At 39.3% G+C, this 13,959-nt stretch carries 9 protein-coding genes; all 9 read left to right on the top strand.

From position 1 onward, the window contains the following. Positions 1-77 precede the first annotated feature (77 nt). The 9 genes from JHE06_RS07040 (at position 78) to JHE06_RS07000 (ending at position 13,921) form a co-directional block, all read left to right on the top strand. Positions 78-1,799, top strand: coding sequence for a glycoside hydrolase family 13 protein (locus tag JHE06_RS07040; protein WP_201088315.1), 1,722 nt, complete (start codon positions 78-80; stop codon positions 1,797-1,799). Between the two features lie 111 nt (positions 1,800-1,910). Next, positions 1,911-3,641, top strand: a complete 1,731-nt coding sequence (locus tag JHE06_RS07035; RefSeq protein WP_201088314.1) for a glycoside hydrolase family 13 protein — start codon at positions 1,911-1,913, stop codon at positions 3,639-3,641. A 63-nt stretch (positions 3,642-3,704) separates the two neighbouring features. Next, the gene (locus JHE06_RS07030; protein WP_201088313.1) at positions 3,705-5,489 is read left to right on the top strand and encodes a glycoside hydrolase family 13 protein; all 1,785 of its coding nucleotides are present in this window, start codon (positions 3,705-3,707) and stop codon (positions 5,487-5,489) included. Between the two features lie 187 nt (positions 5,490-5,676). Beyond that, on the top strand, positions 5,677-6,960 hold the full coding sequence (locus tag JHE06_RS07025) for an extracellular solute-binding protein (protein WP_201088312.1): 1,284 nt from the start codon (positions 5,677-5,679) through the stop codon (positions 6,958-6,960). A 204-nt stretch (positions 6,961-7,164) separates the two neighbouring features. After that, entirely contained in the window at positions 7,165-8,445 is a 1,281-nt protein-coding gene (locus JHE06_RS07020) for an extracellular solute-binding protein (protein ID WP_201088311.1), read from the top strand. 90 nt (positions 8,446-8,535) lie between these two features. Continuing rightward, positions 8,536-9,846: a sugar ABC transporter permease gene (locus JHE06_RS07015; protein WP_201088310.1), complete on the top strand. Its 1,311-nt coding sequence runs from the start codon at positions 8,536-8,538 to the stop codon at positions 9,844-9,846. Between the two features lie 13 nt (positions 9,847-9,859). Next, positions 9,860-10,699 carry a sugar ABC transporter permease gene (locus tag JHE06_RS07010; protein WP_231726786.1) on the top strand — a complete coding sequence of 280 codons (840 nt, stop codon included), beginning with the start codon at positions 9,860-9,862 and terminating at the stop codon, positions 10,697-10,699. A gap of 95 nt (positions 10,700-10,794) precedes the next feature. Beyond that, positions 10,795-11,655 (top strand): DUF1189 family protein, encoded by an 861-nt coding sequence (locus JHE06_RS07005; RefSeq protein ID WP_058918693.1) that lies wholly within the window; start codon positions 10,795-10,797, stop codon positions 11,653-11,655. Next, positions 11,648-13,921, top strand: coding sequence for a glycoside hydrolase family 65 protein (locus tag JHE06_RS07000; RefSeq protein ID WP_201088309.1), 2,274 nt, complete (start codon positions 11,648-11,650; stop codon positions 13,919-13,921). The genes JHE06_RS07005 and JHE06_RS07000 overlap by 8 nt, the downstream gene beginning before the upstream one ends. Positions 13,922-13,959 lie beyond the last annotated feature (38 nt).

Below are 13,959 nucleotides of genomic sequence, written 5' to 3'. Positions count from 1 at the left end.
TTGGCTATCTCATTCTAAATTGATTAAACTAAGATAAATAGAGGAATACAATCAAAATCTTGGCGGAGGTGTAAAAAATGGTTGATCAGCAATTAAAGTGGTGGAAAGAAGCAATTGTTTATCAAGTATATCCTAGAAGCTTTCAAGATACAGATGGGAATGGAATAGGGGATCTAGCAGGCGTTATTCAGCATTTAGATTATATCCAGCGGTTAGGCGCAAATGCGATTTGGTTGAACCCCATATTTCAGTCTCCTCAAGTCGATAACGGGTACGATGTTTCAGATTATTATGCTATTGATCCTATTTTTGGGAAAATGGAAGACGCTGAAAAATTAATCGAAGAGGCTCACAAACGCGGGTTAAAAATTATTTTTGATTTAGTTTTAAATCACACATCGATAGAACACCCTTGGTTTCAAGAAGCGCTAAAAGGACCGGATAATCCTCATCGTGACTTTTACATTTGGCATGATGCTCAACCCAATGGCGACTTGCCCAACAATTGGGCTTCGATTTTCGGCGGTTCCGTTTGGGAAAAAGAACCGGTCGGAAACCAATACTATTTTCATTTGTTTAAAAAAGAAATGCCGGATTTAAATTGGGACAATCCTAATGTTGCTAAAGCAATGGTCGATATCGGAAAATTTTGGTTAGATAAAGGTGTAGACGGGTTCCGGCTAGATGCTTTTATTCATCTAGATAAATTAGATGATTTTCCTAGTGAACCGACACTGCGGGATGGAGAATTAGTCTCTGCACAACTCATCAACGAAAATCTGCCAAATATCAAAAACTATATTCAGGATTTAACCAGTGCTTTGCGCACAGTTAAACCAGATGTCTTTATATTAGGCGAAGCTGCTTCGGTTGATGCGGACCTAGCCGTCGCTTACTCAGACCCCCAAAACGATATGTGTGATGTCGTTATTTCCTTCATGTTGTTTCCAGAAGATCATTCGGTAAAAGATCCGCGTTTGCCGTTTAATATGCAGCATGCTATTTTGGACAAAAAAGCCTTTAAAAAAACCATGGTAGAATGGCAAAAGAAATTAGATCCTTTTGGAGGACCAGCGCTCTATTGGAACAACCATGATATGGCGCGAGCAGTCTCACGTTTTGGGGAGGTTGAAAATTACCGAGAAAACAGCAGTAAAATGCTGGCGACTTTGATGTATCTTCAAAAAGGCATCCCTTTCATTTTATATGGAGAAGAACTGGGTATGCAAAACTTGTACCATACAAACCCGCACGATTTTGAAACACCTGGTGCAGCAGCTTTTTATGCTAAATCTAAAGCCCTTGGCTACACTGAAGAGCACATCTTAATGGAGTTAAACAGTACGGCGCGGGATGTAAGCCGAGGAGCAATGCAGTGGGATGCTTCGGAGTATGCTGGATTTTCTAGTATGGCCCCATGGAGCGGAGTGAACCGTGAAGAAAAATTCAATGTAGCAGCAGAAGAAAAAAATCCTGACAGCATCTTAGCTTATTACCGTAAAGTATTAGAGTATAAAAAAATGCCTGTCTTTACAGAAGGAACATTCCATCTTTTTGAAACCAAAGAAAGCCTTTATTCTTATGAACGAGTTTTAGGCGATCAACGTGCGATTGTTATTTGTAACTTTTCCGATACAGAAGAAAGGCTGCAAGAAGACGGTATTGTTGAAAAAGAATGGCGCGTTTTGATCCAAAATAAGGGCAATGATGTTGAAAACAATTGTGTCATATTAGCTCCTTATGGCGCCGTTGTTCTTTTAAAAGAAACCGATTCGCCTAAAAAAGAACAAGTTTTTTAAGCGGCAGAAGATTATTTTTGTTACCGCTAACAACCGTTTTGCTATTGTAAGTGCTTACGTCTTTCGTTACTCTTAAACCAGAGAAAGCATAAAACAGTTAGGAGGTTAGAAATGTCTACGAAATGGTGGAAAGAAGCAATTGTTTACCAAGTGTATCCACGAAGTTTTAAGGATAGCAATGCTGATGGAATAGGCGATATTCCTGGGTTGATCAGTCAATTAGATTACATTCAGGCATTAGGCGTAACCATGATTTGGTTAAACCCAATTTTTATTTCGCCGCAAGTTGATAACGGTTATGATGTGGCCGATTATTGTGCGATCGATCCGATTTTTGGCACAATGCAAGATGTAGAAGAACTAATTGAAAAAGCTCATCAAAAAGGTCTTAAAGTTATTTTTGATTTTGTATTGAATCATACCTCAGATCAGCATCCTTGGTTCCAAGAAGCACTAAAGGGACCGGACAATCTATACCGTGATTACTATCTTTGGGCTGATGGCAAAACAAATGGTCAGCTGCCGAATAATTGGGCTTCTTTTTTTGGAGGCTCAGTTTGGGAAAAAGAACCTGCCGGTGATCAATATTATTTTCATTTATTTGCCAAGGAAATGCCTGATTTGAATTGGGATAACCCTGAAGTTCAATTAGCTATGTTAGATAATGTCAATTTTTGGTTGGATAAAGGCATAGACGGCTTTCGTTTAGATGCATTTATTCATATGGATAAAGCTGATGGTTACCCCGATGTGCCGAATGTCATTGATGGGGAATTGGTTTTAGCTGAAGAGTATTATGCGAATCAGCCGAAAGTGAATCATTATATGAAAACCTTCGCCCAAGCTTTACGCGAACGTCACCCAGATGTTTTTCTAGTAGGCGAAGCTGCTTCAGCCAATATTGATTTGGCGGTCAATTACTCTGATCCCGCTAATGAAGCTTGTGATGCCGTGATTACGTTTCGTTATTTCCCAGAAGAAGATGCTAGAAAAGATAGTCGTCTGCCGCTAACGATGCAGTCGGGTAAACTAGATATCAAGGCTTTTAAGGAAACGATGGTGGAGTGGCAATCAAAACTAGCGGATTTTGGCGGGCCTACATTGTATTGGAACAATCATGATATGGCTCGTGCCGTTTCGCGTTTTGGCGATAGCGTCAACTACCGTGACAACAGCAGTAAAATGTTAGCCACGTTGATGTATCTGCAAAAAGGGATGCCCTTTATTTTAAACGGCGAAGAAATTGGAATGAAAAATTTAGAAATCCCAACGATCCATGATTTTGCAGCTCCGGAAGCTAAAGGATTTTACGAAAAAGCTTTGTCTCTAGGCTATTCTCATGAGCACATTTTACGTGAATTAAACGCCACGAGTAAAGACGCGAGCAGAGGAGTCATGCAATGGGACGATACTTCATTTGCCGGCTTTTCAGAAGTGTCTCCATGGAGCGGTGTTAACCAAGAAGCGGGTTATCATGTAGCTGCACAAGAAGCAGATGAAAATAGTATTTTGCATTATTATCGTAAGCTATTGAAATACAAACAAACCCCTTTATTCACTAAAGGAACCTTTAACTTAATAAAAACAAGTGATCATCTGTATTGTTACGAACGTACTCTAGGAAATCAAACAGCCTTAGTGTGCTGCAACCTTACAGATCAGCCGCTATTTTTCGATGATGACCGGTTTACCAAAGAAGATTTTACAGTTTTGCTGGCAAATGAACACAATTCGTTAGAAGGTCATCGTGGTCAACTAGCTCCTTATGGGGCGGTAGTCTTAGTTTTTGAGCCTTCAGAAGCGGATGAATTAACTGAAGAGCAACGAATCAATATTTTTTAGCAAAGCTGCACTGAAAATAAAAGAAACAGCTCAATAGGTTGTTAAGGATGGAGATTAGAATCAATGGAAACTTCAGCAATTTTACACCGGCCCGATAGTGAGTATGCTTATCTTTATAAAGAAGATGAAATGCACATTCGTTTACGAACTAAAAAAGGCGATGTTGCAAAAGTCGGAATTATTAGCGGGGACCCTTATTTACATGGGGTTAAGAAATGGTATTTAGATGATGCACCCATGGAGCTGCTTGCCAGTACGGATATACACGATTATTGGATGATTGCAACAGGTGCAGAGTTCAAACGGTTGTCTTATGGTTTTCATATCGTAGGTACTGACGGAATTGAAGTTTTTTATGGCGACCGTGGAGTCTTTCCTTATGAAGAAAAATATTTAGAACCGGCTAATTCATTTTTCAGAATGCCGTATTTTCAAGAAATCGACCGGTTCAAATCTCCAGATTGGGTCAAAGAAACTGTATGGTATCAAATTTTTCCTGAACGTTTTGCCAACGGGGATACAAGCAATGATCCGGAAGGCACATTGCCATGGGGCAGTAAAGAACATCCGACCCGTGATGATTTTTACGGCGGAGATTTACAAGGTGTGATCGATAACCTAGATTACTTAGTTGATTTAGGTATCAACGGTATTTATTTCTGTCCAGTTTTTAAGGCGACTTCCAACCATAAATATGACACAACGGATTATTTCGAAATCGATCCTGATTTTGGAGATAAAAAAACGTTTAAAAAATTAGTTGATGAAGCTCACAAACGGGGCATTAGGATCATGTTAGATGCAGTTTTTAATCATATGGGCATGCTTTCTTATCAGTGGGAAGATGTCGTCAAGAATGAAGCAGATTCCAAATACGCTGATTGGTTCCATATCCACCAATTCCCAGTGAAATTAGACGAAAGTTTAACGACGGAAGAATTGGAGAATGTTGGCAATGTACCTTACGATACCTTTGCTTTTACGGGTCATATGCCAAAGTTAAATACAGCTAATCCAGAAGTACAAGATTATTTATTAGAGATTGCGGCCTATTGGATTCGTGAATTCGATATTGATGCTTGGCGCTTAGATGTTGCCAATGAAGTTGATCACCATTTCTGGAAACGATTCTACCAAGTTACGACTGATTTGAAAGAAGACTTTTATATCTTAGGCGAGATTTGGCATTCTTCACAAAGCTGGCTGCAAGGTGATGAGTTTCATGCGGTAATGAACTATGCTTTTACGGAAACCATTGAAGATTTCTTTATGAAAAAACGGATCACAGCCCACAAAATGGTTGCAGGTTTAAATGAGCAGTTGATGTTGTACCGCCAGCAAACCAATGAAGTGATGTTCAATATGCTGGATTCTCATGATACGGCACGTATTTTAACCATTAGTGCCGGCAATAAAGACACCGTTAAATCAGCATTAGCGTTCACATTTGCTCAAAATGGATCGCCTTGTATTTATTACGGAACGGAAATTGGAATGGACGGATTCGATGATCCGGATTGCCGTAAATGTATGGTTTGGGATGAAGCCAAGCAAGATTTGAAGATGCTGGCATTTACTAAAGAGTTGATTGCCTTTAGAAAAGAACACCAAAAACTATTCAGTTACGGACAACTAGATTGGTTTGATATCCGTGACGAAGAACAAGTTGTTGGATTCAAGCGCATTTTAGGAGAAGAAACGTTGATCGCTTACTTTAATCAAGGAGAAGAAGACTTAGAATTAACGTTAGCTGAAAAACCAGAAGGACTGTTCGGACATTTAGCATTTGTCGACAATCAATTGTTATCCATCAAGCAAAACGGGTTTGCTATTTTTAAAGATCGTTAATCGATTATTTGTTTAAGGACGGTTGTTTTCCAAACAATCGTCCTTTTTTTACGGAAAAGGTCCAGCTGAATTTCGGAAGCTTAACAAGTCATAAGTGTAAACGGTTGCTGAAAAAAGTTCTTTATTGGATAATAGAGGTATAGTTCGATATTTCATTTTATTATACTTTAAAAGGAGGGTTTTCATTATGGCTTATAAAGGATGGAAAAGGTTGGCTTTGGGGGTTGTCTCTGCAAGTGCTTTGCTGTTGTTGGCTGCTTGTAACGGAGGCGGAGGAGATGGAGAAACATCTACTAGCGGTGGAGATGCTGGAGGTTCTACCACTTTGAAAGTAGATGTAGATCCAAGATACTCAGATTATGTTAATGAAATTATTCCGGCATTTGAAAAAGAACACGATGTTACCATTGAGATCAACGAACGTGACATGTTTGATGGCATGGAAGCTTTGCCGTTAGATGGTCCTGCAGGGATTGGTTCAGATGTGCTGATTGCTCCTTATGATAAAGTAGGCGTTTTAGGATTGCAGGGACACTTAGCAGAAGTGACACTGCCAGACGATGATCGATACGATGAATTGGATCAGCGGCAAGTAACCGTTGAAGATACCGTTTATGGAGCTCCATTTGTTATTGAATCTTTAGTGATGTATTACAATAAAGACTTGCTTGACCAAGCACCTGAAACATTTGCAGATTTAGAAGCTTTATCTAAAGATGATCAATATGCCTTTGAAAATGAAGCTGGAACAAATACCGCATTCTTAGCGAACTGGACAACGGCTTATCAATATATCGGATTGCTTTCAGGCTATGGTGGGTACGTCTTTGGCGAGAACGGCACAGATCCCACCGATATTGGTTTGAATACCCCTGAAGCAATTGAAGGAATTACGTACATTAGCGAATGGTATCAAAATGTATGGCCAAAAGGCATGTTGGACGCAACTAGTTCTGAGAACTTTATGAACGAATTGTTCACAAATGGAGATACTGCAGCAGTCATTAACGGTCCTTGGGGGGCTGCTGGTTACGAAGAAGCAGGCGTTAATTATGGCGTTTCAACTATTCCAACGTTACCTAACGGCGAAGAATATGAACCGTTTGCTGGCGGAGTAGCTTGGGTCGCAAGCAAATATTCAAAAAACCAAGACTTAGCTCAAGAATGGTTAGTTTATGTAACAAATGCTGAAAATAGCGAAACGTTGTATGAAGTGACTTCTGAAATTCCGGCTAATCAAGAAGCAAGAAAAACAGCTAGCGAAAAAGACGACGAATTAACTCAGGCAGTGATAGAACAATTTAATTCAGCTGTACCAATGCCAAATATTCCAGAAATGAATGAAGTTTGGACAGGAGCAGAAACGCTGATTTTTGATGCAGCAACAGGCAATAAAACGCCGAAAGAAGCAGCAGACGACGCTGTTCAATTTATTCAGGAAAATATTGAACAAAAATATAGTTCTCAGTAAAGAAAATTATTTTGGCAGAGATGTACCTTGTCTCTGCCAAAAATATAGAAAATTAAAAACCAGGTGTTTCTAAATTCAACGCAACGAGATAGTGAAGGCATCTTGTTACCGCTAACAACAAGAAAACGATTGCAAGAAAGCGGTTAATCAATGATAATAAGATTGTAAGCTAAAGCAGCACATACATCAAAGGGGGATTTAGCAATGAAGAAGAATAATTGGAAGAAATATGCCTTAGGTTTAGTTTCGGCAAGTGCCTTGGTTTTGGCAGCTTGTGGTGGAAGCGGAACGGAATCATCAGATTCAGGATCAACAAACGGCGGCGGTTCTGCTGATGGAGAATTACATATATCCGTTGATGCAGGATATGTAGATTACGTTAACGATATCAAAGCAGATTTTGAAAAAGAACACGATGTAACCATTAAAGTGACTGAACGGGATATGTTTGAACAATTAGAAGCACTTTCATTGGATGGACCAGCTGGCAGCGCACCCGATGTTATGATGTCAGCTTATGACCGAATTGGACCTTTAGGACAACAAGGCCACATTGCTGAAGTGACGTTAGGCAATGAAGAACAATACGATGATACCGATAAAGCACAAGTAACCATTGACGGTAAAATCTTTGGCGAGCCGGCCGTTATTGAAACGTTAGTTCTTTACTACAACAAAGATTTAATCGATCAAGCTCCTGAAACGTTTAAAGATGTTGAAGCGTTGGCAAAAGACGAAAAATATGACTTTGCCGGAGAAGCTGGTAAAAATACTGGATTCTTAGCAAAATGGACTGACTTTTATTTCTCTTATGGTTTAGTCGCCGGGTATGGCGGATATGTCTTCGGAGATAATGGAACAGACCCTACAGATATTGGTTTAAACAATGATGGTGCAGTTGAAGCTATCACATATGCAACGGACTGGTTCCAAAATGTCTGGCCTCAAGGGATGAAAGATATCACTAGTTCAGATGCCTTTATTACAGATCAATTCTTAGCTGGTAAAGTTGCTGCATTTATTGGCGGACCTTGGCAAGCTGCTGATTTGAAAGAAGCAGGTGTCAACTACGGCGTAGCTACTATTCCAACTTTAGACAATGGAGAAGAATATCAAGCATTTGGCGGAGGAAAAGGTTGGGTTGTCAGCAACTACTCTAAAAACAAAGAGGTTGCGCAAGAATGGTTAGACTATGTTACTACTGCAGAAAATCAAAATAAATTTTATGATGAAACAAATGAAATTCCAGCAAACCAAGAATCTCGTATGTATGCTACCGATCAAAAAGATGAATTGACTACGGCAGTGATCGAGCAATACCAAGAAGCCCAACCAATGCCGAATATTCCAGAAATGGCTGAAGTTTGGACAGGTGCTGAAAACTTAATGTTTGATGCTGCTTCAGGAAATAAAACACCTAAAGAATCAGCCGATGATTCAGTGAAATTGATTTCCGAATCAATCGAACAAAAATATACGAATTAATCTAGGATTCCAATAGAACGTACCTTATCGGCAGAGGATGATTTATTCTCTGCCGATAAGCGTTAATTTGAAAAAGAGGAGGAGAAGCTGATGTCTAAACAGACACAACCTCAACAGGTAAAAAACGAAAAAAAAGCCATGTTGTATTCCATTATTCCTGGCATGGGTCAACTTTATAATGGACAAAGGTTTAAAGGAATCGTATTCTTAAGTATTTTTCTTCTGTCTATTTATGAAATGATTATTTTTGGTGCCAACGCTATCAAAGGGTTGATTACATTGGGAAGCACTCCTATTGAAGATCACTCTTTGTTTATTATGATTGGCGGGACCCTGCAACTGATTCTGATAGTTATCTTTTTAGCTTTTTATGCTTTAAATATTTACGATGCAAAAAGAGTAGCACACCGTTGGAATAAGGACTTAAAAGTCAACACTTCTGCCAAAACGGTTTTATACAATGTTTACGATAATGGTTTTCCATATCTATTGATCGTACCCGCTTATCTAATGATGGCTTTTACGATCATCTTCCCCGTTTTAGTGACCTTATTTATGGCTTTTACCAACTACGATTTCTATCATATCCCGCCAGCAAATTTAATTGACTGGGTCGGCATCAAAAACTTTACCAACATCTTATTTTTGAGTTCTTATCGTGATGCCTTCACTTCAGTTTTCAGTTGGACGGTCATTTGGACACTTTGTGCGACAACACTGCAAATCACATTAGGGATTTTTACCGCAGTTATCAGCAACCAAGCATTTATTAAAGGCAAACGCTTCTTTGGGGTCATTTTCTTATTGCCATGGGCAGTACCGGCATTTATCACTATTTTGTCATTTTCGAATATGTTTAATGACAGTATCGGTGCTATTAATACTCAAGTGTTGCCACTGATTAACCAGCTGCCTTTTGTTGAAATCGGACAAATTGCTTGGAAAACCAGTGCTTTATGGTCAAAAGTAGCCATTATTATGATTCAAGGTTGGTTAGGATTCCCGTATGTCTATGTTATGACCACTAGTATTTTGCAATCTATTCCAGAAGATTTGTATGAAGCTGCTAAAATTGACGGAGCTAGTGCCATTCAACGGTTTAAAGAAATTACCTTGCCGATGATCTTCATGGTGGCAGCTCCAACGTTTATCACACAATACACCGGAAACTTCAATAACTTTTCAATGATTTACCTCTTTAATGATGGAGGACCAGGAAGTGTTGGAGGAGGAGCAGGGGCAACTGATATTTTGATTTCGTGGATTTATAAATTGACGACCGGCACATCGCCGCAATATTCAATGGCTGCCGCAATCACGTTGATCATCTCTACACTTGTTATCGCAGTTTCGTTGCTTGTGTTCCGTAAAACAAAAGCTTTCAATATGGAGGATGCTTAAGATGAAAACAAAAATGAAATCTCAAAAAACTTCCAGAATCTTAAATCAATTTTTTACTTACTTCTTTATGATCGCATTGTCGATCATCATTATTTATCCTTTACTAATTACAGCCAGTTCAGCTTTCAAATCAGGCAATATCACGGCTTTTGCACTTGACTTTAACGCTGAATGGACATTGAATAACTTCAGACGTTTATTTACAGAAACGCTTTATGGCACGTGGTATAAAAATACGTTGATCGTCGCTGTTTCAACAATGATCGTTCAAGTTGCTTTAATTACTTTAGCGGGTTATGCCTATAGCCGCTACAATTTTATGGGCCGTAAAAAAAGCTTGATGTTTTTCTTGGTGATTCAAATGGTTCCAACAATGGCTGCTTTGACTGCTTTTTATGTTATGGCCTTGCTGTTGGGCGCACTAGACCAGTTCTGGTTCTTATCTATGCTGTACATCGGCGGCGGTATTCCAATGAATACATGGCTGATGAAAGGGTACTTTGATACGGTTCCGAAAGAATTGGATGAATCTGCTAAGTTGGATGGAGCGGGACATTTCCGAATTTTCTGGCAAATCGTTTTACCATTGGTTCGTCCCATGATAGCCGTTCAAGCACTATGGGCTTTCATGACACCATTTGGCGATTATATGCTAGCTCGTTTTTTACTCAGAAGTCCAGAAAAAATCACTGTAGCAGTAGGATTGCAGACATTTATCAGCAACCCGCAAAACCAAAAAGTTTCTTTATTTGCGGCAGGTGCGATTTTGATTGCGGTTCCGATATCCGTTTTATTCTTCATGTTGCAAAAAAACTTTGTAACGGGCTTAACCTCTGGAGGAACAAAAGGATAACCGTTGCGTGAGCTCCATTGATCAAAGTAACAAAATCAAACAGTCGATTCGATATCGATTAACAATTGAAATTCATAAAGAAAAGAAGTGACGAAATGAAAACAGATCAGTTCCCATTAAACTATTTTAAAAGCATTTGGACACCTAAAGGTTCATTCAAAGGGCGCCATCAATTGAATTGGTTTCAACTCATTGTTGTTTTGTTCTTTGTGAACGGCTTATTGATGATTCCAGTCGCGTTAAATTATGTGAAAATGGATCATTACCCAATTGAAGGGAGCTATCCTCATGCTTTTGGTTTGATAGATGAATCAGTTGTTTCTGAATTAAACCAAGCCGCTGTTACAGCTGGAACGCTGCAAATTGACAATGAAGTTGAGTGGATAACGGATAATGGAATAGTTAGTGTGAACGTGTCTGATTCAGCAGTTCAACAATCCTTGAAAGCGGAAAATGCTCTTGTTTTTTCCGAAAATGGATTCTATCTAAAAGACGGTGATCTGCCAGTTTCGAAAATCCAATACACCAAGGATTTTGATTTGAGCAATGCAACTTCCGTTCAAAAATTAAAAGCAGCCCTTTCACGGCAGTGGTTTGTTCAGAATCGCCTGTATGTCGTGGGTTCTTTGATGCTGTTGGTGTTCAGTATTTTACTTATCAGTACCATTTTTATTGTCTTTGGTTCGGCTGTGTTCTTGTATCTAACGAAAAAAAGTTCTTTCTCATCCATTAAGACGTATAAAGAATCGGTGAATATAATTGAAAATGCGATAGGCTTGCCGACTTTAGTGGCTTTAATATCTGCAGTTGTCCAGTTTGATGTGGTGGTTATGCTCACGATTCAATCGCTTGGACTCGTTTTAATGATTTTAATGATTTTTTACCAGACCCGTTTTAATGATAAGACAATACCAAATAAAGGATTTGGCAACTTGGGAGGAAAAATGAATGATTAAGCGTTTATTTGAGGTTGATCCTTGGAAAATTAAAACTACTTCATTAACAAAAGAAGACAAACGGCTTCAAGAAAGTTTAACCTCTATCGGAAATGGCTATATGGGTATGCGCGGCAATTTCGAGGAAGGGTATTCCGGCGACAGCCATCTAGGAACATATATCGCTGGTGTCTGGTTTCCTGACAAAACTCGTGTGGGCTGGTGGAAAAATGGGTATCCGGACTATTTCGGAAAAGTGATCAATGCGACCAATTTTATTCCCGTTGAAGTGTACATCAATGATCACAAAGTTGATTTAGCTAAAGATAGCATAAAAGACTATGAAATCGAATTAGATATGAAAAAAGGTATTTTGTCTCGCGGTTATACATGGATCAAAGACGAACTTGAAATCCGACTTCACTTTAAACGGTACGTCAGTCTAACGATCAAAGAACTAGCAGTGATCGAAGTTGAAGCTGAAGTTTTGCAAGGATCAGCCAACGTTACATTTAAAGCATTAATGGATGGCAATGTGACCAATGAAGACAGCAATTATGAAGAAAATTTTTGGTTGGAAATAGAACGCGTAGCAGGAGAAAAAAGCTATTTGACGACCAAAACCATTCCCAATCTCTTCAACATCGAACAATTTACAGTGACAACGATGATGCAGACACTAGCTGAGAATCCAGAAAGCCGACAAACAGCTGATGGATTTATGCTGGTCAGTGAGGAACTGGTTTATGGATTAGAAAAAGGCGAACAAGCGAAAGTTACCAAATTAGTTAGTGTAGTGACCAGCCGCGATGTAGAACCGGAAAATCAAAAAAATGCAGCCGCGGAACTGCTTGATAAGGCGATTGCTAAAGGTTCTGCTGTTTTAGAGGCAGAACATAGCGCAGCGTGGGAAGAACGCTGGCACAAAGCTGACGTGAGGATCGAAGGCGATGATGAAAGCCAACAAGGCATTCGATTCAATATTTTTCAGCTGTTTTCAACTTATTACGGAGAAGATTCTCGTTTGAACGTTGGACCTAAGGGCTTTACCGGAGAAAAATACGGAGGAGCTACTTATTGGGATACAGAAGCTTATATTGTGCCAATGTACTTATCTGTAGCAGACGAATCGGTCACCGAACAATTATTGAAATACCGGCATGAGCAATTGCCGGGTGCTTTTCACAATGCTGAACAGCAAGGACTAAAAGGGGCTTTGTACCCCATGGTTACCTTTAATGGGGTTGAATGCCATAATGAATGGGAAATTACATTTGAAGAAATCCATCGGAATGGTTCGATTGCATATGCTATTTACAACTATACGAATTATACCGGTAAAGAAGACTATCTGTTGACCGCTGGTATCGATATCTTAGTAAATATTTCCCGTTTTTGGGCCGATCGAGTGCATTATTCTAAACGAGCCGGTCAATACATGCTCCATGGGGTAACCGGGCCCAATGAATACGAGAACAACGTTAACAACAACTGGTATACCAACCGAATGGCCACTTGGACCTTGCGCTATACATTAGACAATTTAAAAAAAGTTTCGGCAGTAAAATTAAAGGAACTGGATGTAACGCAAGAAGAAAAGCTTCATTGGCAAGAAATTATTGAAAATATGTACGAACCTTATGATGAAGAATTAGGCATCTTCGTACAACACGATACTTTTTTAGATAAAGATTTGCGTTCCGTTTTATCTCTAGATGCCGCTGAACAGCCTATTAACCAGCACTGGTCTTGGGATAAAATATTGCGTTCTTGTTTTATTAAACAAGCCGACGTGTTGCAAGGAATCTATTACTTAAATGATGAATTTACAATGGAAGAAAAACAGAGAAATTTTGATTTCTATGAACCAATGACCGTGCATGAAAGCTCCCTATCTCCTGCAATCCACGCTGTTTTAGCAGCTGAACTGGGAAAAAAAGAAAAGGCTGTTGAATTATACGCCAGAACAGCACGGTTAGACTTGGACAACTACAATAACGATACGGAAGATGGTTTGCATATCACTTCGATGAGTGGTGGCTGGTTAGCTATCATTCAAGGTTTCGCGGGCATGCGTACGGTCGATCAGCAATTGTCGTTTAAACCATTTTGCCCAGAAAATTGGCAAGGGTATAACTTTATGATCAAATACCGCGAACGTTTACTGCAGATCACAGTTGCTAAAGAAACCGTCACCGTTGCTTTAATTGAAGGAGAACCACTGAAAATCAAGTTATATGAAGAAATTGTCGAATTAGTTAATGAAGTTTCAGTAGCTATTCAGTAAAGTGCTAAAACCCACAAATAGAACAGTATATTTGTGGG

It is taken from the genome of Carnobacterium sp. CS13 (assembly GCF_016653495.1).
Lineage (GTDB): Bacteria > Bacillota > Bacilli > Lactobacillales > Carnobacteriaceae > Carnobacterium_A > Carnobacterium_A antarcticum.
The sequence above is the reverse complement of the archived record's forward strand: the minus strand, read 5'-3'. Positions and strand labels throughout refer to the sequence as shown.

What these genes read in the sequence shown, in the direction of transcription:
- JHE06_RS07040 (WP_201088315.1), top strand. Translation starts at nt 78, where the DNA reads ATGGTTGATCAGCAATTAAAGTGGTGGAAAGAAGCAATTGTTTATCAA.
- JHE06_RS07035 (WP_201088314.1), top strand. Translation starts at nt 1,911, where the DNA reads ATGTCTACGAAATGGTGGAAAGAAGCAATTGTTTACCAAGTGTATCCA.
- JHE06_RS07030 (WP_201088313.1), top strand. Translation starts at nt 3,705, where the DNA reads ATGGAAACTTCAGCAATTTTACACCGGCCCGATAGTGAGTATGCTTAT.
- JHE06_RS07025 (WP_201088312.1), top strand. Translation starts at nt 5,677, where the DNA reads ATGGCTTATAAAGGATGGAAAAGGTTGGCTTTGGGGGTTGTCTCTGCA.
- JHE06_RS07020 (WP_201088311.1), top strand. Translation starts at nt 7,165, where the DNA reads ATGAAGAAGAATAATTGGAAGAAATATGCCTTAGGTTTAGTTTCGGCA.
- JHE06_RS07015 (WP_201088310.1), top strand. Translation starts at nt 8,536, where the DNA reads ATGTCTAAACAGACACAACCTCAACAGGTAAAAAACGAAAAAAAAGCC.
- JHE06_RS07010 (WP_231726786.1), top strand. Translation starts at nt 9,860, where the DNA reads ATGAAATCTCAAAAAACTTCCAGAATCTTAAATCAATTTTTTACTTAC.
- JHE06_RS07005 (WP_058918693.1), top strand. Translation starts at nt 10,795, where the DNA reads ATGAAAACAGATCAGTTCCCATTAAACTATTTTAAAAGCATTTGGACA.
- JHE06_RS07000 (WP_201088309.1), top strand. Translation starts at nt 11,648, where the DNA reads ATGATTAAGCGTTTATTTGAGGTTGATCCTTGGAAAATTAAAACTACT.